The sequence below is a fragment of the Sediminibacterium sp. genome, assembly GCF_019264485.1.
GTDB lineage: Bacteria > Bacteroidota > Bacteroidia > Chitinophagales > Chitinophagaceae > Sediminibacterium.
Map to the genome: position 1 here is coordinate 22,881 of NZ_JAHVAA010000012.1, position 22,864 is coordinate 45,744.

Here is a 22,864-nt window from a genome sequence, read left to right on the forward strand (position 1 = left end):
CCCCCCTGACTGAATATGATTCTTTCCCCCGTGGCTGCCAATGAACAGGAGCGCTTAATGGAACTTTTGCGTTATGAAGTTCTTCATACCCAGTATGAAGAAGATTTTGACCAGATTGTTAAACTAGCTTCATCTATTTGCAAGACACCTATATCTACCATTACACTTCTGGATATGCACAAACAATGGTTTAAGGCCAAGATTGGGGTTGAGCATACCGACGGTGACAGGGATACTTCTTTTTGTGGACATGCCATTCATCAAACCGATGTTATGGAAGTAACAGATGCATTACTTGATGAAAGATTTCACGATAATCCCCTGGTACTCGATGAACCCAAAATAAGGTTTTATGCAGGCTATCCATTAGTAAGTCCAAACGGGTATACTTTAGGAACTCTTTGCGTAATAGACAATGTGCCAAGATCGCTCACGGAAGAACAGCGGCTCACCTTGCGTATACTGGGCAATCAGGTGATGAAATTATTTGAACTGCGGCTGAAAAACAAAGAAGCACTGGCAAGGAACCAGGTTATTGAAGAACAAAAGGAAAAACTGGAAGAATCTAAACGAACTCAGAATAAGATCATTTCTATTATTGCCCACGATGTAAGAGGGCCGGTAGCTTCTGTAAAAGCAATGATAGAACTTACCAAAGAAAAAGCATTGTCTGAAGTGGAGTCTTCAGAACTTTTGGCTTTGCTGGATAAACAATTGGATGGCACGTTGGATATGTTAACCAATCTGGTAGAATGGGGGAGCATGTTATTGAAAAAGGAACAGCTCGATATTCAATCCGTTGCGCCTGGAGCTATTGCAAAGAAAATCATCAATAACCTTCAGCCTTTTGCAAGTATTAAAAACAATGAACTCATTAATCAGGTAAGTAATGATTGCAGGGTGCTGGCAGATGAAAATACATTGCGTTTTATTCTTCGGAATATCATCAGCAATGCCAATAAATTTACCAGTAATGGTAAAATCATCATTACATCGGAACCTGCTGATGAGGGCAGGGTAAAAATATCGGTGTCTGATTCTGGTTGTGGTATGACAGTAGAAATCCTGCAACAACTTTTTAATCCAGCCAAGCGTCAGAGCAGGGAAGGCACCAACAAGGAAAAAGGGAGTGGCCTGGGTCTCATACTCGCCAAGGAATTTGCCGAAGCCATGCATGCACATATAGAAGTAAGCAGCAAAAAAAATGAGGGTACAGTGTTTAGTGTGTTGGTAGGTAAGGGATAGATTATAGTCGATGGTCCATAGACCATAGTAAAACAGGATAACCTTCCTTACCATGGACCATGGACTATAAACTATACACTATCTAGCTATTTTCCTCCCGCTACTTCCTCAATTACTTTTCCAACAGCGCCATTTGGCATTTGTATGCTGAGCATGGCTGCAAGGGTTACGGCAATATCTGTCATGTATTGTTCTTTGTAACTCTTTCCGGGCGCTACTTTCCATCCATACCATACAAGCGGAATATGGGCATCATAAGGGTTCCATACACTATGGTCGGTACCTTTCGGATTATCTTTAAACCAGTTGGGTTTGGGAAGTACCTGTAAATCGGCACTTCTGTAAGGATAGTAACCATTGATCAAACGTTCGCGTATGGTTTGTTGCAGGTTTGATTCACCCAATTCTTCTTTGTCTATCACACGATAAATGCCCTCTTCTTTTTCCATCATTTTTATAATAAAAGATTTGATTTCATCCGTATCCAAACCAAGCGAATCGATTTCTTTATGGTTTAATGCGAGGTTATAATAGGTCGAATTGATAATGCCGTTTTTAAGTTTGTATTTCGACTGTAATTCGCTGTTTACTTTTCTCACCACATTACCCAATGGAATAGAACCTCCGGGTAGGTTATGCTCTTTTAAAAATGCGGGTACATGTGCAGCGCCATGATCGGCGGTGAGAAATAATAAATAATTACCCTTGCCAACCTGTGTGTCAAGAAAATTCAGGAATTGTTCAATGTCTTTATCAAGTCGCAGGTAAGTATCTTCCAGTTCAACTGCGTTCGGACCAAAACTATGACCAGAATAATCTGGCGATGAAATACTCACAGCCAGAAAATCAGTTTCCTTATTTTTTCCCATTTGCTCATTAATAGCAGCAGCTTTTGCCATTTCGAATGTATAAGTAGCTGCTTGTGGCAGAAAAGGAAGTTTGTAATAATCTTTCCCTACATAAGCATTCATATCATAAGGGAAACTGTTTTTCGGACCAATCTCAGTACGTTCATACTCTTTTGCATCTGCAGAGCTCTGTGTGTAGGTATCAACCGGATATAAAGTTTTCCATCCTTCTTTATAATAAGTATCGGGTAATTTTCTAGCATTGAAATCTTTCACCCACTGCGGTAGGTCGTTCATATAGTAGGTACTGCTGATAAAGATACCTTTCGATTCATCATACCAGTAAGCTGCATTGGCCGAATGTCCGGCAGGAAGAATAGCACCGCGGTCTTTAATGGAAATGCCGATCACTTTACTCCTGAAATTGGTGGCCAGGCGTAATTCATCGGTAACTGTATTGCTCACCATATTTACCGGACTCATCTCACCATCTCGACTGTCTGACCCCACCGTTTTTACTGATTTATCTTCCGCACAATAAACAGATCTCTGTAGTTTACTGTCCCACCAATTATTTCCTGTAATACCATTAATGGCCGGAACAGTTCCTGAGTATACACAGGCATGACCACAGCCGGTTGCAGTAGGGGTGTAAGGGATAAAAGTATTTTCACAACTAAAACCCTGGTTCAGTAAGCGGTTAAAACCACCTTTTCCGTAACGGTTTTGGTAGCGGTAGAGATAATCCCAGCGCATCTGGTCTACCATCAAACCCACTACCAGTTTTGGGCGTGCAACAGCCGCTGGGGTGGGGGTTATGGCTTTCTGGGTAAATCCTGTGGCAGTGAGCAGGGTAAGACCTGTTATCAACAGTATTTTTTTCATGTGAAGCATTTTTCCTGAGTTGAAGCTATAAAAATGGTGGTGAAGATAAGACAGCGTGAATAAATGCGCTTGCCCTTTAGCGCTGAAAAGATTAGTTTTGCGGCAATTTAGCATCAAAGTAATAATTTAATAATATGGCAGACATTTTTGAGAAACTGGTTAAGAACTCTGGCCCTCTTGGTCAGCACCGCGAACGTGCACATGGTTATTTTGCTTTCCCTAAACTGGAAGGTGATATTGGCAGCCGTATGGTATTTCGTGGTAAGGAAATGATTGTTTGGAGTCTGAATAACTATTTGGGACTGGCCAATCACCCTGAAGTACGTAAAACCGATGCAGAAGCTTCTCAGCAATTTGGTCTGGCACTGCCCATGGGGGCGCGTATGATGAGTGGTAACAGTAATTACCATGAACAACTGGAAAGAGAACTGGCTGCGTTTGAATCAAAAGAAGATGCCATACTCATGAACTTTGGTTACCAGGGTATCATGAGTGCCATTGATGCTATTTGCGGCCGTCATGATGTAATTGTGTATGATGCAGAAAGTCATGCCTGTATCATCGATGGTTTGCGTTTACATCCCGGACATCGTTATGTGTTCAAACATAATGATGTGGAAGATTGTGAAAAACAATTACAACGTGCCTCTGCACTCATCGAAAAACAAAAGACTGGGGGTATACTGGTTATTACAGAAGGTGTATTTGGTATGGCGGGCGATCAGGGTAAATTAAAAGAGATTGCTGCGTTGAAAGATAAATATGAGTTTCGTCTGATGGTTGATGACGCACATGGCTTTGGTACACTGGGCACTACAGGTGCAGGTGCAGGAGAAGCACAAGGATGTCAGGATGCCATAGATCTCTATTTCTCCACTTTTGCAAAATCAATGGCATCAATTGGTGCTTTTATGGCCGGACCAAAAATCATTATTGATTTTATCCGTTATAATATCCGGTCACAGATTTTTGCGAAGAGCTTACCAATGCCCATTGTAGTAGGTAACCTCAAGCGACTGGATATGCTGAGAACCATGCCTGAGTTAAAAGAAAAACTCTGGAGTAATGCCATGAAATTGCAGAATGGTTTGAAAGAAAGAGGATTTGATATCGGGAAAACCGATACACCTGTTACGCCAGTTTATATGAAGGGTGGTGTAGAAGAAGCAACTGCAATGGTGATGGACCTGCGTGAGAACTACCATGTTTTCTGTTCAATTGTAGTATATCCGGTAATTCCAAAAGGACATATCATTTATCGCTTAATTCCTACTGCTTCACATACCGATCAGGATATTGAAGAAACACTGAAAGCGTTCAGTGAAACAAAAGCCAAGCTGGATGCAGGAGCCTATAAAGCCGAAGCAATACCGGATATGGCGGAAGCGAAATAAAAGAACGAAAGAATATTGAATTTTGAATGATGAAGTTATGAAGATTAGATAGTGGAAATAAAAAGCCGTCACGCCTAAGGCATGACGGCTTTTTTGTGGGTGGGTTTTGTTATAATTTTTTGATCAGTTCTGTACCCAGTTTCACGTATTCAGCATTGGGTGCAGGAGCCGACTTGGCAAGTTCTATACACTTTTCTGCGCTGGCTTTGGCACTTACTTTATCACCTAAGTCGCGCTGAATTTTAGCTTTTAAAAGATAGATCCAGAAACCATTTGGATTTGCTTCTGTTGCTTTTGTGGCAGCGCTTAATGCTTTAGTATAGTCTTTATCCCACTCGTAGTAAAAATTGGCAGCAGGCCAATAAGCATTCGGATTTACTTTTTCGGCGCTTAATGCTTTTTCTACCTGGGCACGTAAACGGTCTTTAACATTGGTGCTGATAGGTATGCGAACCGAAGTGCCACCCCACATAATATTGAGGTCGCAACTTTCAAAACCGATGTTGGAAAACTGCATGGTAAAAGATTCGGTATTACCGGCGGCTTTATCGGCTTTTACTTTAAAACGAACCACATCTTCAGCTTCTTTATATCCGTCGGTACCCCAGTTGGTTAAACCTTTGTTCAGGATTACTTCCCAGTTGTCTTTTCCGGGGATGGTATACAGTACATAAGAACCTGTATCAAGTCTTTTACCGCCGATGGTAACATTATCTGTAAACTTCAAACGGGTAGCGGCATTGGCACCTGTGCGCCATAATGTGTTTAGTGGAGCCAGATCGCTGCCTTCTTTCAGTAAACTGCGGCCATTGATATTGGGGCGTGAATAAGTGAGTTCTATGGAACCCATACCAAAAGCCTGTGTAATGCGCTGGGTGGTACTGGGCTGTGGCATATTAATTTGCGCGAATGCATTGATGCTGCAAATGGTGGCAGCAAGCAATAAGAGTTTTTTCATATTGATGATCGTTTTAGAAATGTAAAGCTACCTGAATTTCATCCAAGAAATGAACCATTTATACTGAAAGAGGCAGATTATTTTTTAAACGCCGGATGAAACTGTTGTAAAGTATTCCTGAGAAAATCACGATCAAGATGGGTGTAAATTTCTGTTGTGGTAATGCTTTCATGCCCCAGCATTTCCTGAACGGCCCGTAAATCGGCACCACCTTCTACCAGGTGTGTAGCAAAAGAATGCCTGAAAGTGTGTGGTGATATGGTTTTACTGATACCTGCTTTTTTAACCAGATCCCGGATAATATAAAAAATCATTACCCTCGATAATCCCTTGCCCCTTGAATTGAGAAACAGTATGTCTTCAGCCCCTTTTACCAATGGCTGATGAACCCTGATATTGTCCTTATAGAGTTTGATGTATTTCACCGCATCTGAACCAATGGGTACCAGTCTTTCTTTATCGCCTTTACCAATTACCCTGATAAAACCTACATCAAGATAGAGACATGATATTTTTAAACCTACCACTTCACTCACCCGTAAGCCGCAGCTGTACATGGTTTCAAGAATAGCTTTGTTGCGCCCTCCTTCGGGTTTACTTTGATCAATCTGACCAATAATCAGTTCTATCTCTTCAAAACTCAGTACATCGGGTAAAGCTCTTTTTGTTTTAGGTGTTTCGAGCAGGGCAGTAGGGTCAACAGAAACAACCTGTTCTGTAAGCAGGTATTTATAAAAACTCCTGATACCTGAAATAATTCTTGCCTGCGAAGTGGCTGTCATGCCCAATTCACCAATCCATTTTACAAATCCCTGCAAGTCTTTCAATGTAATGGAAGAAGGAGGTGGTATGTTTTCTTCCTTGGTGAGGAAGAGGGTGAGTTTGTCAACATCACGCAAGTAGGCTTCAACCGACAGGTCACTCAAGGATTTCTCGAGTCGGAGGAAAGCTTTGAATCCTTTTTTATATGCGTCCCACATGGTAATTTGAAAATTTGAGAATTTGGAAATTTGGAAATGAGACGATTCGAGAGATTTTTGTTTTGCGTAAAAATAGAGATTAATAAGGGCTTTAAGAGAAACAGGGGATAAGTCAATAAATCTGTGGGTTTGTATAAAATGATTTGGCATAACGCAGTGGCTCACCGATATTGCAAGCATAAATAATTATTCAAGTTCTACATGCAGCCGATAAACCTTCGTTCGTTCAAACAAAAAGTAAGACATCACCAGAAAGCATTCAAAAAATTTTTAGGAAAGATTGAGAAAAATCCGCCCAGACATTTAGATAAAATGGCGGAAACAATTGATGCTGAAGTGTGGAAGGAAATTGATTGCCTTAGCTGTGCCAACTGCTGCAAAACCATGAGCCCCACTTTTACCAATAGCGATATCAAAAGAATTGCGAATCATTTCAGCATGACGCCGAAAGAATTCAAGGAAAAATGGTTGTATTTTGATGAAGAAGATGGCGACTGGATGAATACCAAACAACCCTGCCAGTTTTTAAACCTCGGCACCAATATGTGCGCAATCTATGAAGTAAGACCCACTGACTGCGCAGGTTTTCCGCACCTGAAGAAAAAGAAAATGACAGAATATATTCACGTGCACCAGCAGAATATTTCATATTGTCCTGCCACATTTAAGATGGTAGAAAAAATGATGGAACGGGTATCCTGAACTAACCAATCATTACTGAAGTCATAGAGATGGAACCATAAATGGTTTTGTCATTAAAGAACTGAAGGCTGTCATTATCATCTTTCAAACCCAGCAAATAAAGCAGGGGTAGAAAATGTTCCGGAGTGGGTATCGACTGTTGAACGGCTTTACCCAATGACTGATAGCCAGTTAATTGTTGATGATCGCCTTTTCTAATCAAATCTTTAAAATAGTCATTCGCTTCCACAGCCCAGTCATAGCCTGTTTCTGGCGTGCGCCAGTTCATCACCCCAAGGTTATGAACCATATTGCCACTGCCAACAATCAATACCCCTTTATTACGCAATACAGATAGCTCTTTTGCCAGCGCATAATGCCATTCTGGTTTTTGTAATTGATTCATGCTGAGTTGTACCACCGGTACTGATGCCTCCGGATACATGTGATTCAATATGCTCCAGCATCCATGATCAAGTCCCCATTGATGATCTTCCTGTACATCTGCTGACTGTATCGCTTTCCTTGTCATTTCAGCCAGCGCAGGGCTGCCGGGTGCAGGGTAGTCTACATCAAAAAGTGGTTTCGGAAACCCATAAAAATCATGGATGGTTCTGGGTCTTTCCATAGCCGTAACAAAAGTTCCCCTGGTTTCCCAATGAGCCGAAATACAGAGAATGGCTGATGGGGTTGGTATATAAGCGGCTATGTTTTTCCATCCGGTCACAAATTCATTTAACTCAATGGCATTCATCGGACTGCCATGCCCAACAAAGAGAGCTGGCATGCGGTCTGATGAACCTGATTTCTTGATAATATCTGTGAGGGATGAAAAAGTCAATATTTAATGTTTAGACATTAAAATTAGTTTATTTTGAATATATAGAAAAATTAAAGGATAAAGTAGTCGAAATATTTTCTCAGAAATAAACGTCTTCAATCAGGTAAATTTCTTTGGAGATGCCATTAACAAGCGTAATAGCGATAACATCAAACTGAAGGTATTTCCATTCAGGGAAACGATACTGGTATTCTTCAGCGGCATTCTTCAAGTGGGTCATTTTTTCTCTGGTAATACTTTCTTCAGGTTTGCCAAATCGCATGGAGTTACGGGTTTTTACTTCTACAAAATGAAGTTTTTTGTTTTTGAAGGCAATAATATCTACTTCCCAGTGTTTAAAACGCCAGTTACGTTCAATAATTGTATACCCTTTATCTGTAAGGAAAGCTGCAGCAATATCTTCCCCCTGCTGACCGGTTGCGATGTTTGTTTGTTGCATGGTTTCGTTAAAACTTGATTAGTGGAATATGATTTTGACGGATTTCAACGTTATTTAAATACTAATCACACAATAATGAATCCATCATATACGATTTTGCCGATACAAGGTAAAGTGCAACACTACGAATGGGGCGGCTTAAGCTTTATTCCTGCATTATTGGGGATAAATAATGAAAAAAAACGCCCTTTTGCTGAATATTGGCTGGGAGTTCATCCATTGGGTATATCGCAGATTTTACATGAAAATGGCGCTGTTTTATTGTCGGATTTTATCAGTGCCAACCCTGATAAAGCACTTTCAGCTACAGTCAATCATAAGTTTGGTGGTCTACCTTACCTCTTGAAAATTCTTGATGTAAACCAGATGCTATCTATTCAGGTACATCCAAAAAAAGAGGTAGCCATAGAGGGATTTGACAGAGAGGATCGAATGGGGATTGCCAGAAATGCATACAATCGTAATTATAAGGACCAGAATCATAAACCAGAAGTAATGCTGGCAATCAGTGAATTCTGGCTGTTACATGGATTTAAACCGCAGGCTCAGCTGGAGGAAGCCCTCTCAGAAATACATGAGTTTCAGATTCTGTTACCCTTGTTTAAAAAGGAAGGATTGGCATCATTGTACAGTTTTATCATGGAAATGGATCAGCAGTCTGTGAATAATCTTTTATTGCCATTGGTGAAAAGAGAAATCAGGAATAAAAGAGAAGGTTTGCTGACAAAAAAAGACCCCGGGTGGTGGGTAGCCAAATATTACCAGGAAGAAAATCCGGTAGGCGACATCGACAGAGGCGTGTTCTCTATTTATCTTTTCAATATAACTCAGTTACAACCCGGAGAAGCCATTTTTCAGGGTGTCGGCGTTCCGCATGCATACCTGGAGGGACAAAATATTGAATTGATGTCGAACAGCGATAATGTATTACGTGGCGGACTTACCTCTAAACATATTGATGTGCCGGAATTATTGGCCAATACCCGTTTCGAATCGATCACCCCAAAGATTCTTACAGGAAGAACTATAAAAGATGGGGAAACAGTGTTCTATTTTCCAGTTCCGGATTTCGCGCTGGGTTATGTACAATTGAATGAAGCTGCATTATTTGAAGACAAAGCAACAGGCCCGGAAATATGGATGGTTTTGGAAGGAGGGGTGATCATTAATAACAGTATGGTTGTGAAAAAAGGGGAATCTTTTATTGTATTTCCTGATAATGACTATCAGTTCAGAACATCCGGTAAAACACAACTCTGTAAAGCATTTGTTCCTGCAGATAATGCTTATTCACAATATGAGGAAAATTGAAACCCGAACTTTGAGCAGAAGGCCTATTTTTGTGCCTGAAATTGATCACAATGAAATTGAACCGTTCACTTATTATTTCTCTGGTACTCACCGTTTTTTTAAGTGCCATCTATCGTGCCATGCCTAACAGACCCTGGGGGTTTGCTCCACAGTTTGCCATTGCCTTATTTGCCGGGGCTTTGTTTGTAAAAGATAAAAAATGGGCTTTTATCATACCATTGGTTTCCATGTTCCTGTCTGATTTATTATACCAGGCATTATATGTAAATGGTTTGACTGAAATTCAGGGTTTTTACACAGGTCAGTGGAAAAACTACCTGCTCTTTACTTCATTAACCATGTTTGGCTTCCTGCTTAAAAAAGGAAAACCATTTCAGGTTTTGGCTGCTTCACTGGCAACACCAACTACTTTCTTTCTTGTATCCAACTTCATGGTTTGGTCAGGCGGAGGTGGATTAAATCGTCCTAAAACTGTTGAAGGTCTGATTCAGTGTTATGCAGATGCCATTCCTTTTTATGGAAACAGCTTAATCGCTACCGTTGTATTCTCGGCTATTTTGTTTGGTGGATATTATTTGCTGAACCAATACAGTGCCAAAAAAGCATTAGTTAAATAAGATACAGTTGTTAACGCAACGACTAAAAAAGGAAGCCATAGGGCTTCCTTTTTTAGTGTAGTACCAGTTCTGAGAACCAATAATTTTCATGTTCCATTGTTTGGGTAACAGTGATGGGGAGCGCTTGTGTAAACAGGGGACAGTTATATACCAATGTATGAAATTCTCCATTTTCACCACAGGCATCTACCCCGAGTGCTTCGAGTTCATCTACCAGTGATACTGTTATGGTTCTCCCAAGAAAGCTGGGGCCCATGGTACTATTGCAACTCACTATCATGGTTTCAATACCCGATTCGAGCATTTCAAATACCAATTTTTTTCTGTTCTGAAGCCAAAGTGGTAAATATGCATTCAGGCCGGCACTTGTACATACCTTTTCTTCCCAGTCGCGATGCGCCTGTAAATCGATATCGCCAAAGACAGCATCGGTTAACAGGTATTTTTCTTTCAGGCTTATAAGTGCTTGTACAAAATTCTTTTCATATTCCTGCCAACTGCTGCTGATCAGGTGTATGGGTAATTTCGCAGCAGCAGCCTGTGCCCTTAAAATATGCTCAGGAATACCATGGCTTCTTGAAATCTTGCCAGATTCATTCATTACATTGAATAAGACAGAAGGGGTCATGCCAGCCGCTACAGCTTTCATTAACGCAAAGCAACTGTCTTTGCCACCACTCCAGGAAGAGAGACAATTCATTAATTGGTGAATTTGGAAATTTGGAAATGAAAGACCGTTAAGAGCATACTGCTATCAACAGTTAAATTATTTATTAGAAACTTAAGCATTGAATTCATTTTCAAATTTTCAAATTTTCAAATTCAACATCTATCAACAAGTTATTTCCATCCGCTGCTTCCGTTGCCAACTCATCGCATCGGTTATTCCAGGGGTTATCGGCATGTCCTTTTACCCAATGAAACCTTACTTTAAAATGTTGGGCAATGGCTTTATACCTTAACCAGAGGTCTTTGTTTTTTTTGCCCCCTTTGAAATCTGTTCTGATCCAGTTATCCAGCCATTTCTTCTCTACAGAATTTACGATATACTGGCTGTCGGTATAGATGGTGACAGCAATATTTTTTTTAGTTAATGATTCCAATGCTACAATCACGCCCAAAAGTTCCATGCGGTTATTGGTGGTGAGTCGGTAGCCGGCAGATATTTCTTTACGTTGGTTTCCCCAAAGCAAAACAATACCATAACCACCCGGACCCGGATTGCCCCTTGATGAGCCATCGGTATAAATAATCAGTTGATGTGCCTGCTGTTCACTCATGCGATCCTGTATGTTCCTTTCATGTATAAAACGGCTTTGCCGGCAATGGTTACACGATCGCCGTTAAGGCCACACCATAAATCGCCTCTGCGTTTTGAAAGCTGAACGGCTTTCATGGAAGTCATGTTTAATTCTTTGGCCCAGTAGGGAATGAGTGTGGCGTGAGCAGAACCCGTTACCGGGTCTTCCCCAATTACAGAATTGGGTACAAAGAAACGGGATACAAAATCTGCCTGTTTCCCTTTGGCGGTGATGATGATACCCAGTGTTTCTACCTGATTGAGCTGAACAAAATCGGGAACAGCATTTAATACTTCTTCCTCATTTTCATACACCAGAAAATAATCGCGTGAACGTAATACTTTGCTGGGTTTTATACTGAAGCCTTCTAATAAATGTGCCGGTATTTCGGTGCTCACAGGCATGCGGGCAGGGAAATTCATTTCCATCAGCTCATCCTTTTTACTTACCGTTAGTAAACCACTCTTGCTGTGAAAACGAATTTCTTCTTTGGTATATCCTAATTCAGTAAATGAAACATAAGCAGTGGCAAGGGTAGGGTGCCCAGCCAGATCGATTTCCAATTCAGGTGTAAACCAACGGATATCATAATCGCCGTCAGGTCTTTGCACAAAAAACGCCGTTTCTGATAAATTATTTTCGTTGGCTAATTGTTGCATGGTCTCGGTAGATAACCATTCATCTAACGGACATACAGCCGCAGGATTTCCGCCAAATACATGATCAGTAAAAGCGTCTACGGTATAAATAGGATAGCTGCGCATATAAAAAATTGAACGACAAAGTAAATTGATTCAAGCAAACAATAAATGCCTTTAATCACAATTCGTTTAACCTCTTATACACATTGTGCTTATACCTGAAAAACACCGGTTTTAAATGTGTCTGTTTCTGGCTGGTGATTGGCAGCATGAATACCTTCTGAGATAACCTGCCTGGTCTCAGCAGGATCAATGATGCTGTCTACCCAAAGCCTGGCAGCTGCATAATAAGGGGTAGTCTGTTTTTCATAACGGCCTTTAATTTCATTGAACAATTCCTGCTCCAGTACCTTGTCTACTTCTTTTCCCTGAGCCTTCATACTGGCTACCTGAATCTGTGCCAGTGTTTTTGCAGCCTGTTCGCCACCCATTACGGCAATTTTTGCAGAAGGCCATGCATATATAAAACGTGGGTCATAAGCTTTGCCACACATGGCATAATTACCTGCGCCATAACTGTTACCTACAATGATGGTAATTTTTGGTACAACAGAGTTAGCCACTGCATTTACCAGTTTGGCACCGTCTTTTATAATGCCACTGTGTTCGCTTCTGCTGCCCACCATAAAACCTGTTACATCCTGTAAAAATACCAGCGGTATTTTTTTCTGGTTACAGTTCATGATAAAACGGGCTGCTTTATCGGCACTGTCATTATAAATCACACCACCAATCTGCATTTCACCTTTTTTATTTTTACAGATAAGGCGCTGATTGGCCACAATACCTACAGCCCATCCATCAATACGGGCATAACCACAGAGTATGGTTTTACCATAGTCTTGTTTAAACTGTTCAAATTCGCTGTTATCTACAATTCGTTCAATGATCTCCAGCATATCGTAAGGCTTGAGGTTGCCTTCGGGAATGATACCGTATAATTCTTCGGGATTTTTTTTAGGAGGCAGTGAAGCAATCCTGTCAAAACCGGCTTTGGCTTGTGTGCCCAGTTTCGACATGAGTTTTTTAATATGATCAAGACAGGCTTCTTCTGTTTTAAATTTATAATCTGCAATACCACTGATCTCAGTATGTGTTACAGCACCACCTAATGTTTCGTTATCAATATCTTCACCAATAGCGGCTTTTACCAAATAGGCTCCCGCAAGGAAGATACTTCCGTTTCCTTCCACCATCAGGGTTTCATCGCTCATGATGGGTAAGTAAGCACCACCTGCCACACAGGCTCCCATTACCGCAGCAATCTGTGTGATACCCATGGCACTCATCCTCGCATTATTACGGAAGATGCGCCCGAAATGTTCTTTGTCGGGGAAAATCTCATCCTGCATCGGAAGAAAAACACCCGCACTGTCAACCAGATAAATAACAGGCAGTTTGTTCTCCATTGCAATCTCCTGCATGCGTAGGTTTTTCTTTCCAGTGATAGGAAACCAGGCACCTGCTTTTACAGTCTGATCATTCGCCACAATTACAGCCTGTCTGCCACTGATATATCCAATACCGGCCACAGTACCTCCTGCCGGACAGCCACCTTCAGCCTCATACATTTCAAAACCGGCAAAAGCACCAATTTCAATAAAGGGATGTTCCCGGTCGCATAAATAGGCAATGCGTTCACGGGCAGTGAGTTTCTTTCTTTCTTTCTGTTTTTCTATTGCTTTTTTACCCCCACCGAGTTTTATCTTATCCATATGTTGCTGTACCCGGGTAAGGCCAAGTTTCATCCAATCTTCATTGCGGTTAAATGCCATATCTGTCATGCGAACGTTTGTTAGTTTTGTAAAGATAAGATGCAGAGGGGAATAAGAAATAAGAAATAAGAAATAAGGAACAGAGGAATATGAAAGTAAGTTATTGCTTTCTGTACTTTCTCTGTTCCTTATTTCTTATTTCTCTGTTTTCATATCATCATATCATTACCAAAAATGAATTAACTGATAATTTACTTTATTTTTAAAGCGATGCTACTGCATTATACGAATTAACCGGGTAGCTGCATTCCATAAAACTAACTGTAAAGCGCTTTTATCATGTCGTTCGACTACATCATTATCGGTGCCGGCTCTGCAGGTTGTGTACTGGCCAATCGCTTATCGGAGGACCGCAATTGTAAAGTGCTTTTACTGGAAGCAGGTGACCGTGATAAGAAAATGGAAATACATATACCTGGTGGTTATGGTAAACTCCATCGTTCTGAAGTTGACTGGGCCTTCTGGAGCACCCCACAAAAATCGATTGATAACCGAAAACTTTTTATTCCCCGCGGCAAAACATTAGGAGGCAGTAGTTCTACCAATGCCATGGCTTATGTACGAGGAAACAAAGCTGATTACGACGAATGGGCTGCATTGGGTAATAAGGGATGGTCATTTGAAGAAGTATTACCTTATTTCAAAAAATCGGAACACAACGAGCAGTTTGGCGGCGAATACCATGGCTGGGATGGCGAAATGAATGTTACACAATCTTATCAACCACATCCTTTAGCGGAAGTATTTATTCAGGCCTGCGGAGAAGCAGGTATACCCCGTAATGATGATTATAACGGAGCGGAACAATTGGGTGCTTCCTTATTACAATTCACCATTAAACAAAACCAGCGCCATAGTGCCGCCACCGCTTTTCTCAAACCGGCCATGAAACGTTCTAACCTCACTGTTCGTACAAACAGCCAGGTAAAATCTGTTTTAGTTGAAAACGGTAAAGCAGTAGGCGTAGAAGTAATGGTAGGCAATACAGGATCGGAACGGATCAATTGTAACAAAGAAGTAATCTTATCGGCAGGAGCCATTCAATCTCCTCATATTTTAATGTTATCAGGTATTGGCGATCCGGTTGAACTGGGTAAAGCCGGTGTAAATATTATCCATCCTTTACAGGGTGTGGGTAAGAACCTGCAAGACCATGTGTGGTCTGGTGTAGGGGCGCATACCATCATTCCAACAGCCAATGATTTATTGTCGCCATGGAATATGGGTATGGCAATATTGCAACACCTGCTGATGAAAAAAGGCCCTTTATCGAATAGTCCGATAGAAGCCAATGCTTTTATAGCGCTGGAAGAACAATCATCCCGTCCCGATATACAGTTTCATTTTGCACCGGTAGGTATTGCTGATGACTATAGTACGGATATTTATAACCTGAAAACTTTTCCGAAACAAAGTGGTATCGGTATTATGGCCATTTTATTAAAACCCAAAAGCAGGGGAGTCATCAGTTTGAAAACGGCTAATCCGAAAGATCATCCTGTCATCAATCCTAATGTTTTATCAGAAGCAACAGATCGTACTACGCTGTTGGCAGGTGTTCGAAAAGCAGTTGAACTCATGCGTACATCTGCGCTGGATGCCTATTTTGTAGATGGAATTCAGTTACCCAAACAACCTGATGACGAAGCCTCACTTCAGCAACATATCAATCGCAGTCTCGAAACACTCTATCATCCTGTTGGTACCTGTAAAATGGGGAACGACAGTTTAGCTGTGGTAGACGATCAGCTTAGGGTACATGGAATCAAAGCATTAAGGGTCGTTGATGCTTCTGTTATGCCCGTGATTGTTTCAGGTAATACCAATGCCGCCAGCATTATGATCGCTGAAAAAGCTGCAGACCTCATAAAATCATCCAACTAACTTAGTTTTGCCTGCCTGACACTGAACTATTGTGTTGTATTTACACATTAAATGACTACTTTGTGACTTCTAAAACTGCTCAAGTGGCTACCACTAAAAAAACGATTGCTCCATCTGAAGGGAAACCTATGTCTGTACCTGAGACGGGGTCAAAGAAAAAAACAAGTAGTAAAACTTCGCTGAAAAATAAAACTACATCAAAAACCGTATCCAAATCGTCGGTTACAAAGAATAAATCTGCGGTAAAGCATATTACATTTCAACTACGTTTTCATACAGAATACGGACAGGATCTGTTTATCGTTGGGAATCATCCATTACTCGGTAATGACCAGATTGAACAGGCTGTGCCTATGCAATATTTTAATGAAGAGTATTGGGTATTGACAGTTCCTTTTGAGATTGAGGATTGTACAGGACCGGTTACTTATCATTATGTATTAAAATACGCTGATGGAACCATACAACAGGATTGGGGCAATGATAAAACTTTCGATCCGCTTGCTGTAAAAGCAACAGAACTCCATATTATCGACACCTGGAACTATGCCGGGTATTTTGAAAATGCGTTTTACACCGAGCCATTTAAAAAAGTGTTGTTGAAAAACAATCTTACGCTCGTAAAAACAAATAAACCTAAAACCGTTACACATATCATCAGCGTAAAAGCACCTCTTTTACAGAAAGGTGAAACGGTTTGTGTATTGGGTAGTAGTAATGCATTTGGTTTCTGGGACAGTAGCGAGCCTTTGTTATTATCGAAAAAGGAGGGATCAGATTTTTATACACTTGAATTAAATCTCAGCAAAGAAAATTTTCCGATTGCTTATAAATACGGTGTGTACGATACTATTCAAGAGCGTTTTGTAAGGTATGAAGAAGGAAATAACCGTATACTGCATGAAGCTGTTGTAAAAGATAAGCAAACGATTGTTCATGATGGGTTTATGGTTTTACCCAATACAGGATGGAAGGGAGCAGGTGTGGCCATTCCGGTTTTCAGTATCAGAACAGCACACGGTTTGGGGATAGGAGAGTTTACTGATCTGAAAAGAATGGTTGACTGGACAGTAAAAGCTGGATTGAAAATGATACAGTTGTTGCCCATCAATGATACAACGGCAACGCATAGCTGGACAGATTCTTATCCTTATGCGGCTATCTCAGCATTTGCATTACATCCTGTTTACCTGAATCTCGATTTGCTGGTTACAGGAGATGCTAAACTGCAGAAACAGATTAATGTAGAAAAGGCAAAACTGAATGCCTTACCGGAGATAGATTATGAAGCAGTGATCAGGTTTAAAACAAAACTGATTGAGAAAGTCTATAGCGCGAAAGGGAAGGAAGTATTGTCAACCCAAAGTTTCAATGACTATTTTGAGCAGAATAAACACTGGTTACAGTCATATGCTGCATTCTGTTATTTGCGTGATCAGTATGGTACGGTTGACTTTAATCAATGGCCTGCTTACAGACATTATAACCAGAAAGAGGTTGATGCACTCACCGCAAAAGAGGCACCGGCATACCCTGAAATAGCTTTACATTATTTTATACAGTACCAGTTACATGTTCAGTTAAAAGAAGCCACTGCTTATGCGCATGCCAATGGGATTATTGTAAAAGGTGATATTGCTATTGGTGTATACCGTCATGGTGCGGATGCATGGCAACATCCTGAATTGTATCATATGGATGCACAGGCAGGTGCACCACCAGACGATTTTGCGGTATCCGGACAAAACTGGGGTTTCCCTACTTATAACTGGAAACAGATGCAGGCCGATGGTTTTGCGTGGTGGAAGCAAAGGTTTGAGCAGATGAGCTATTATTTTGATGCTTTTCGTATTGACCATATCCTCGGTTTCTTCCGTATCTGGAGCATACCCATGGATGCAGTAGAAGGCATTCTCGGACGTTTTGTACCTGCTATTCCCGTTCACATCAATGAATTCCAGCAAAGGGGCATTTCATTCGATCATCATCGTTTTACCCAACCCTTTATCAATGAAAATGTATTGTGGGAATTGTTTGGCTACGACAATGAACTGGTAAAAAAAGAATTTCTTGATTATGACGGCTTCGGTAATTATACATTGAAACCTGCTTTTGCCTCACAAAAACAGGTAGAAGCTTATTTCAACACATTAGAGCAGGACGACCAGCATGAAAAAGTAAAGAAGGGGTTGTATGATCTCATCAGTAACGTTATACTTTTTGTTGCAGCAGAAGATGACAATGAACATTTTCATTTCCGTATTGGCATCGAGAATATATCTTCTTTCCGTTATCTCGATACACATCTGCAAAGTTTGCTGAAAGACCTGTATATAGATTATTTCTATCGCCGCCAGGATGACTTCTGGATGGAAGAAGCCATGCAGAAATTGCCTGCACTCAAGCGTGTAACGAATATGCTTATCTGTGGTGAAGACCTGGGTATGGTTCCGGACTGTGTGCCGGATGTAATGAAACAATTAGGATTGTTAAGTCTTGAAATACAAAGGATGCCAAAGGATCCGAAGAAAGATTTCTTTCATCCTAAGGATGCGCCTTATTTAAGTGTGGTAACACCTTCTACGCACGATATGAGTACCATACGAGGTTGGTGGGAAGAGGACAGAACCCGTATCCAGCAGTTTTATAACCATGAACTGGGTCAGTGGGGAGAAGCACCAGCTTATTGTGAAGCATGGATTAACCAGGCCATTGTATTACAACACCTGTATTCACCTGCTATGTGGTCTGTGTTTCAGTTACAGGATTTATTAGGTATGGATGCCTCCTTACGAAGAGAAGACCCCAATACTGAACGAATCAATATTCCAGCCAATCCCAAACATTACTGGCGTTACCGTATGCACCTGAGTATGGAGGAATTATTAAAAGAGGAAATGTTTACGAAAGAGTTAAAAGGATATATTGAAGCCAGTGGAAGAGGTTGAGAAATGAAAAATAAGGAATAAGGAATTAGAAGGGATAGATGATTTAGAGGCTTAAGTAAAATATCAGCGATCTAAAAATCAGAGATCAGACATCTATCTGTTATCTTTACGGCTCCAAAATCAATCCATTTGAAACTGAGTTACCGGGCTATTAACCTGCCATTTCAATATCCTTTTACTATTTCTCATGGCAGAACCAAAACACATCAGCCATCGCTCATCGTTGCATTAGAACTGGGGCCCTTTATGGGTTTTGGTGAAGCACCAGCCATCACGTATTATAATGTTACGGTGGAGGATATGATTGCAGACCTGGAGAAGCATCGTAAGATGATAGAGAAGTTTGCACTGACTGAACCGGAACGTTACTGGCATTACCTCCACCATCTTATTCCGAATAACCCCTTTTTGGTTTGCGCACTTGATATGGCCTGTTGGGACCTGTTTGGAAAAATGAAAGGCCAACCTGTTTACCAGCTTTGGAATACCACTTGGGATAAAATACCTGTTACCGATTATACCATTGGTATAGATACCATTGATATAATGATCAATAAAATGAAAGCCCATCCCTGGCCCATATATAAAATAAAACTGGGAACACCTCAGGATATTGCCATCATTGAAGCACTGCGTCAATATACCGATGCTACTTTCAGAATAGATGCCAATGCCGGATGGACCGTGGCTGAAGCATTAAGTAAAATTCCGCAACTGGCTACATTGGGCGTGGAATTTATTGAACAGCCGCTGGCAAAAGATGACTGGGAGGGAATGAAAATATTGTATGAAAAATCATCCCTGCCTTTGTATGCAGATGAATCATGCGTATCGGAACAGGATGTAAAAAAATGTGCCGGTCATTTTCATGGCATCAATATCAAACTAACGAAATGTAGTGGTCTTACACCCGCTATCAGAATGATACAGGAGGCCAGAACACTGGGTTTGAAAGTGATGATGGGTAGTATGAATGAATCAACCATAGGTTCAGCAGCCATCGCACAATTCTTACCTCAACTCGATCATGTTGATATGGATGGGCCACTGTTATTAGCTGAAGATATTGCTACGGGTCTACAGTATGAACAAGGTCAAGTAACACTATCAGGCAAGCCAGGCTTAGGCATACAATTACGCTAGTCGTATTTTGTAAATGACTCCGCGTAACCTCCGTTGCCTCATTTCCCTGCGGTGAATATTCGCCCAGAAGAAAAGAGATTATTAACGGAAGACCTTTTACCTCTTTCCAAATTCACTTTTCTATAACAGTTCTTTCTTTTTCTGGCATTGCGTTTGGCTTATACAATGTATAAAACCATGAACCATGAAATGAGCCATAACAAAGTCTGATATAATTCGGAATGTTTATTGGCGAATTCCATATGGCCAAAATCAATAAAAATAAACATATGAAAAAGAAAATTTTACCCATTGCAATTGTATTATCAGTCTTCCTGATCAACACTACAGATGCTCAGGTGAGGGTGAATCTCAACGTGAATATTGGTCAGCGACCAGCCTGGGGATTGCCCGGTAATTATGCAGGCGATTTTTATTATTTTCCTGAAATAGATGTGTATTACAATATTCCACAACGCAGGTTTGTATACGCCGATCGTGGCCGTTGGATCTATGTAAGTGAATTACCCCGGGCCTATCGCGGATTTGATCTTTATCGCGGACAGAAAATTGTGATTAATGATCCAAACCCATTTGTACGCCCACATTATTACCGAGAAAGATATGGGCGCCAGCATATGGCCTACAGACCACCCGTAGTAATAGTGGATAAAAGACGTGGTTATGACCGTGATGACGACCGCAGAGACCGTAGAGACCGGAGAAGGTGGTAAACCGAAGAATATTGAATGTCGAATATCCAATGTCCAAATACCTGCTATTTGGGCGTTGGCTATTCCTTATTCCTCTGTTCAATATTTCTTTGTTTAGTTCTGATTAAGTACCGATTTTCGGGTTATGACACCCGAGAGAAGAGAAAAACTATTGCGCGTATTACATAACCGCCAGTCCGATCTTGCCGTGGTAATGGAAAATGTACATGATCCGCATAATATTTCAGCAGTCATGCGTACCTGCGATGCTGTTGGCATTCAGGATATTTATATCCTCAATACTAAAATACCGCGCCATGAGAAATTTGGTGTCAAAAGCAGCAGTAGTGCTGCTAAATGGTTAACGGTACACCAGTATGAAGATGCTGAATCCTGTTTCCAGGCACTACGTAAAAATTACCGGAAGATTTTAACAACCCACCTTTCAGCGGATGCCGTAAGTTTATATGATATAGATTTTACAGAAAGTATTGCATTGGTCTTTGGTAATGAACATGCAGGTGTAAGTGATGAAATAAGGGCTCTGGCAGATGGTAATTTTATTATTCCTCAGATGGGTATCATCCAAAGCCTCAATATTTCTGTAGCCTGCGCTGTAAGTATTTATGAAGCATATCGTCAGAAGAAAATAGCGGGCCATTATGAAAGTGAGTCTATACTTACAGGTAGAAAGGAACAGTTATTAAGGGATTGGGGATTAAAAGAGATAGAATGATTTTGAAGGAAATAAAGCCACAGATTCACAGATTATAAAATTAAAATCTGTAGCTGCAAATCGTCACAAATATTAGGAAGCATGAAAAAAATAGTCGCAGTTTTTATTTGTTTTATTGTATTCACACAACTACAGGCCCAAAATCAGCATATCCGAAAAGTGAAAATCAATGATCTGATGAAGATCATCGATACCAGTTCTGTTCCACTCGTCGTTAATTTTTGGGCGAGCTGGTGCGGACCCTGTATCAAAGAAATACCATGGTTTGAAAAATCGGTAGCTGAGTTCAGCGAACAGAAAGTAAAACTCTTGCTCGTAAGCCTCGATTTTGCAGAAGACTATCCAAAAGGTATAGCCGATTTTGCCAAAAAGAATAAATATACTTCTACTATTGTATGGCTCGATGAAACCAATGCCGATGTATTCTGTCCGAAAATAGACCAGCAATGGGATGGTGCCATACCAGTTACCTTAATGGTAAATAAAAAGAAAGGCTACCGCAAATTCTTTGCACAGCAATTACCTGAGCAAAGATTGCTCCTCGAACTCAAAGCCTTAACCGCACAATAATTTACTGGTATTCATTTTCTGCTTCTTCAACCTGTTGTTTGTCTAACTGATGGGTCAGGTAAATAGCGTATACCAATGCAATCAGGCTGCAGGTGGCTAAAATAATGCCGGTAACGCTGCCATAATTAATACCCTGTGCAATGGCATAAGCGATGAGTACCAGCATGATGATGATAAAAATAGGTCTCATGTGACAGTAGTTTGGTTATTAAAAAGATGCCCGTCTGAATAATTTCCATAAAAAAGGGTGCTAATCTTTTTTAAAAAGATCAACACCCTTTTTTATCATTGAAAATGAATTAGTTCCGCTTAATACTACAGCCCAGTGAACGGCTCTCTCTCACCGAAATGGATTTGCCCGCCACCAGTTCACTAATGGCTTCGCGTGCATGAACACGTTTTACATTACCCGCATCGTTGGGATTATCATCGATGGCTCCTTTGTATTGTAATTTACCATTGGCATCAAAAAGAAATAGTTCAGGTGTGCGTGTAGCGCCAAAAGCATTGGCTATTTTAGAATCTTTATCAACTGTATAGTAAAAATTATATCGCTGGTTCCTGGCATAAGCTTTCATGTCTTCATAAGAATCATCACTGTCACGGGTAGCTTCATTTGAATTAAGCAGGATGATACCGATATTGTTTTGCTTTGCATAAGCAGCCACATCAAGCGTTCGCTGCTGGTTCTTGACTACATAAGGACAGGTATTGCAGGAGAACATAACCAATACACCATTCTGTTGAATGGCATCTTTAATGGAAATTTCTTTCCCTGAAATATCCTTCATTTTAACATCACCCATTGGCAGATCGGAACCAATGGTGAGTGATTGTGACTGGGCACAAACCATTAAGCTCAGGAATAGTGCTGAAAAAAGAAGTTTTTTCATAAGTGTATGTTTTACCAATAAG

The 22,864-nt window shown here is 40.7% G+C and carries 22 protein-coding genes; 11 read left to right on the top strand and 11 right to left on the bottom strand.

Features of this window, described 5'->3' with window-relative positions:
- Positions 1-15: 15 nt before the first annotated feature.
- On the top strand, positions 16-1,245 hold the full coding sequence (locus tag KXJ59_RS09700; protein WP_295203884.1) for a GAF domain-containing sensor histidine kinase: 1,230 nt from the start codon (positions 16-18) through the stop codon (positions 1,243-1,245).
- Between the two features lie 86 nt (positions 1,246-1,331).
- Here KXJ59_RS09700 and pafA read toward each other — a convergent pair whose 3' ends face one another.
- Complete coding sequence (gene pafA / locus KXJ59_RS09705) at positions 1,332-2,978, bottom strand: alkaline phosphatase PafA (RefSeq protein WP_295203886.1); 1,647 nt, start codon at positions 2,976-2,978, stop codon at positions 1,332-1,334.
- 134 nt (positions 2,979-3,112) lie between these two features.
- Between pafA and KXJ59_RS09710 the strand changes: the two genes are divergently transcribed.
- Positions 3,113-4,372: a pyridoxal phosphate-dependent aminotransferase family protein gene (locus tag KXJ59_RS09710; RefSeq protein WP_295203888.1), complete on the top strand. Its 1,260-nt coding sequence runs from the start codon at positions 3,113-3,115 to the stop codon at positions 4,370-4,372.
- Between the two features lie 109 nt (positions 4,373-4,481).
- On the opposite strand, the gene KXJ59_RS09715 is transcribed toward KXJ59_RS09710, so the two are convergent.
- Positions 4,482-5,330, bottom strand: coding sequence for a DUF2911 domain-containing protein (locus tag KXJ59_RS09715; protein ID WP_295203890.1), 849 nt, complete (start codon positions 5,328-5,330; stop codon positions 4,482-4,484).
- 77 nt (positions 5,331-5,407) lie between these two features.
- Positions 5,408-6,310: a site-specific tyrosine recombinase gene (locus KXJ59_RS09720; protein WP_295203893.1), complete on the bottom strand. Its 903-nt coding sequence runs from the start codon at positions 6,308-6,310 to the stop codon at positions 5,408-5,410.
- Between the two features lie 201 nt (positions 6,311-6,511).
- On the opposite strand from KXJ59_RS09720, the gene KXJ59_RS09725 reads away from it, so the two are divergent.
- Positions 6,512-7,012, top strand: coding sequence for a YkgJ family cysteine cluster protein (locus KXJ59_RS09725; RefSeq protein ID WP_295203896.1), 501 nt, complete (start codon positions 6,512-6,514; stop codon positions 7,010-7,012).
- Between the two features lies 1 nt (position 7,013).
- Here KXJ59_RS09725 and ygiD read toward each other — a convergent pair whose 3' ends face one another.
- Both ygiD and KXJ59_RS09735 read right to left on the bottom strand, forming a co-directional pair.
- On the bottom strand, positions 7,014-7,778 hold the full coding sequence (ygiD, locus tag KXJ59_RS09730) for a 4,5-DOPA dioxygenase extradiol (protein WP_295203899.1): 765 nt from the start codon (positions 7,776-7,778) through the stop codon (positions 7,014-7,016).
- A 133-nt stretch (positions 7,779-7,911) separates the two neighbouring features.
- Positions 7,912-8,271 carry a YraN family protein gene (locus tag KXJ59_RS09735; protein WP_295203901.1) on the bottom strand — a complete coding sequence of 120 codons (360 nt, stop codon included), beginning with the start codon at positions 8,269-8,271 and terminating at the stop codon, positions 7,912-7,914.
- Between the two features lie 75 nt (positions 8,272-8,346).
- Between KXJ59_RS09735 and manA the strand changes: the two genes are divergently transcribed.
- Positions 8,347-9,582 carry a mannose-6-phosphate isomerase, class I gene (gene manA, locus KXJ59_RS09740; RefSeq protein ID WP_295203902.1) on the top strand — a complete coding sequence of 412 codons (1,236 nt, stop codon included), beginning with the start codon at positions 8,347-8,349 and terminating at the stop codon, positions 9,580-9,582.
- A gap of 50 nt (positions 9,583-9,632) precedes the next feature.
- On the top strand, positions 9,633-10,199 hold the full coding sequence (locus tag KXJ59_RS09745) for a DUF6580 family putative transport protein (protein ID WP_295203904.1): 567 nt from the start codon (positions 9,633-9,635) through the stop codon (positions 10,197-10,199).
- A gap of 52 nt (positions 10,200-10,251) precedes the next feature.
- On the opposite strand, the gene KXJ59_RS09750 is transcribed toward KXJ59_RS09745, so the two are convergent.
- The 4 genes from KXJ59_RS09750 to KXJ59_RS09765 form a co-directional block, all read right to left on the bottom strand.
- Complete coding sequence (locus KXJ59_RS09750) at positions 10,252-10,899, bottom strand: diphthine--ammonia ligase (RefSeq protein ID WP_295203906.1); 648 nt, start codon at positions 10,897-10,899, stop codon at positions 10,252-10,254.
- Between the two features lie 100 nt (positions 10,900-10,999).
- Complete coding sequence (rnhA, locus tag KXJ59_RS09755) at positions 11,000-11,479, bottom strand: ribonuclease HI (RefSeq protein WP_295203908.1); 480 nt, start codon at positions 11,477-11,479, stop codon at positions 11,000-11,002.
- Positions 11,476-12,264, bottom strand: a complete 789-nt coding sequence (locus KXJ59_RS09760; protein WP_295203911.1) for a PhzF family phenazine biosynthesis protein — start codon at positions 12,262-12,264, stop codon at positions 11,476-11,478. Before KXJ59_RS09760 ends, rnhA begins: the two co-directional genes overlap by 4 nt.
- 89 nt (positions 12,265-12,353) lie before the next feature.
- Complete coding sequence (locus KXJ59_RS09765; protein WP_295203915.1) at positions 12,354-13,985, bottom strand: carboxyl transferase domain-containing protein; 1,632 nt, start codon at positions 13,983-13,985, stop codon at positions 12,354-12,356.
- 270 nt (positions 13,986-14,255) lie between these two features.
- Between KXJ59_RS09765 and KXJ59_RS09770 the strand changes: the two genes are divergently transcribed.
- The 6 genes from KXJ59_RS09770 (at position 14,256) to KXJ59_RS09795 (ending at position 21,949) form a co-directional block, all read left to right on the top strand.
- Positions 14,256-15,860 carry a GMC family oxidoreductase N-terminal domain-containing protein gene (locus tag KXJ59_RS09770; protein ID WP_295203917.1) on the top strand — a complete coding sequence of 535 codons (1,605 nt, stop codon included), beginning with the start codon at positions 14,256-14,258 and terminating at the stop codon, positions 15,858-15,860.
- A gap of 83 nt (positions 15,861-15,943) precedes the next feature.
- A complete protein-coding gene (locus KXJ59_RS09775; protein ID WP_295203922.1) occupies positions 15,944-18,808 on the top strand; it encodes a 4-alpha-glucanotransferase in 2,865 nt (954 codons plus the stop codon).
- Between the two features lie 129 nt (positions 18,809-18,937).
- Positions 18,938-19,951: a dipeptide epimerase gene (locus KXJ59_RS09780; RefSeq protein WP_295203926.1), complete on the top strand. Its 1,014-nt coding sequence runs from the start codon at positions 18,938-18,940 to the stop codon at positions 19,949-19,951.
- Between the two features lie 269 nt (positions 19,952-20,220).
- On the top strand, positions 20,221-20,664 hold the full coding sequence (locus KXJ59_RS09785; RefSeq protein ID WP_295203929.1) for a hypothetical protein: 444 nt from the start codon (positions 20,221-20,223) through the stop codon (positions 20,662-20,664).
- A gap of 124 nt (positions 20,665-20,788) precedes the next feature.
- Positions 20,789-21,379: an RNA methyltransferase gene (locus KXJ59_RS09790; RefSeq protein ID WP_295203933.1), complete on the top strand. Its 591-nt coding sequence runs from the start codon at positions 20,789-20,791 to the stop codon at positions 21,377-21,379.
- An 81-nt stretch (positions 21,380-21,460) separates the two neighbouring features.
- Positions 21,461-21,949, top strand: coding sequence for a TlpA disulfide reductase family protein (locus tag KXJ59_RS09795; protein ID WP_295203936.1), 489 nt, complete (start codon positions 21,461-21,463; stop codon positions 21,947-21,949).
- A gap of 1 nt (position 21,950) precedes the next feature.
- Here KXJ59_RS09795 and KXJ59_RS09800 read toward each other — a convergent pair whose 3' ends face one another.
- Entirely contained in the window at positions 21,951-22,139 is a 189-nt protein-coding gene (locus tag KXJ59_RS09800) for a hypothetical protein (protein WP_295203939.1), read from the bottom strand.
- A gap of 109 nt (positions 22,140-22,248) precedes the next feature.
- The gene (locus tag KXJ59_RS09805) at positions 22,249-22,842 is read right to left on the bottom strand and encodes a thioredoxin family protein (protein ID WP_295203941.1); all 594 of its coding nucleotides are present in this window, start codon (positions 22,840-22,842) and stop codon (positions 22,249-22,251) included.
- Positions 22,843-22,864: the final 22 nt, after the last annotated feature.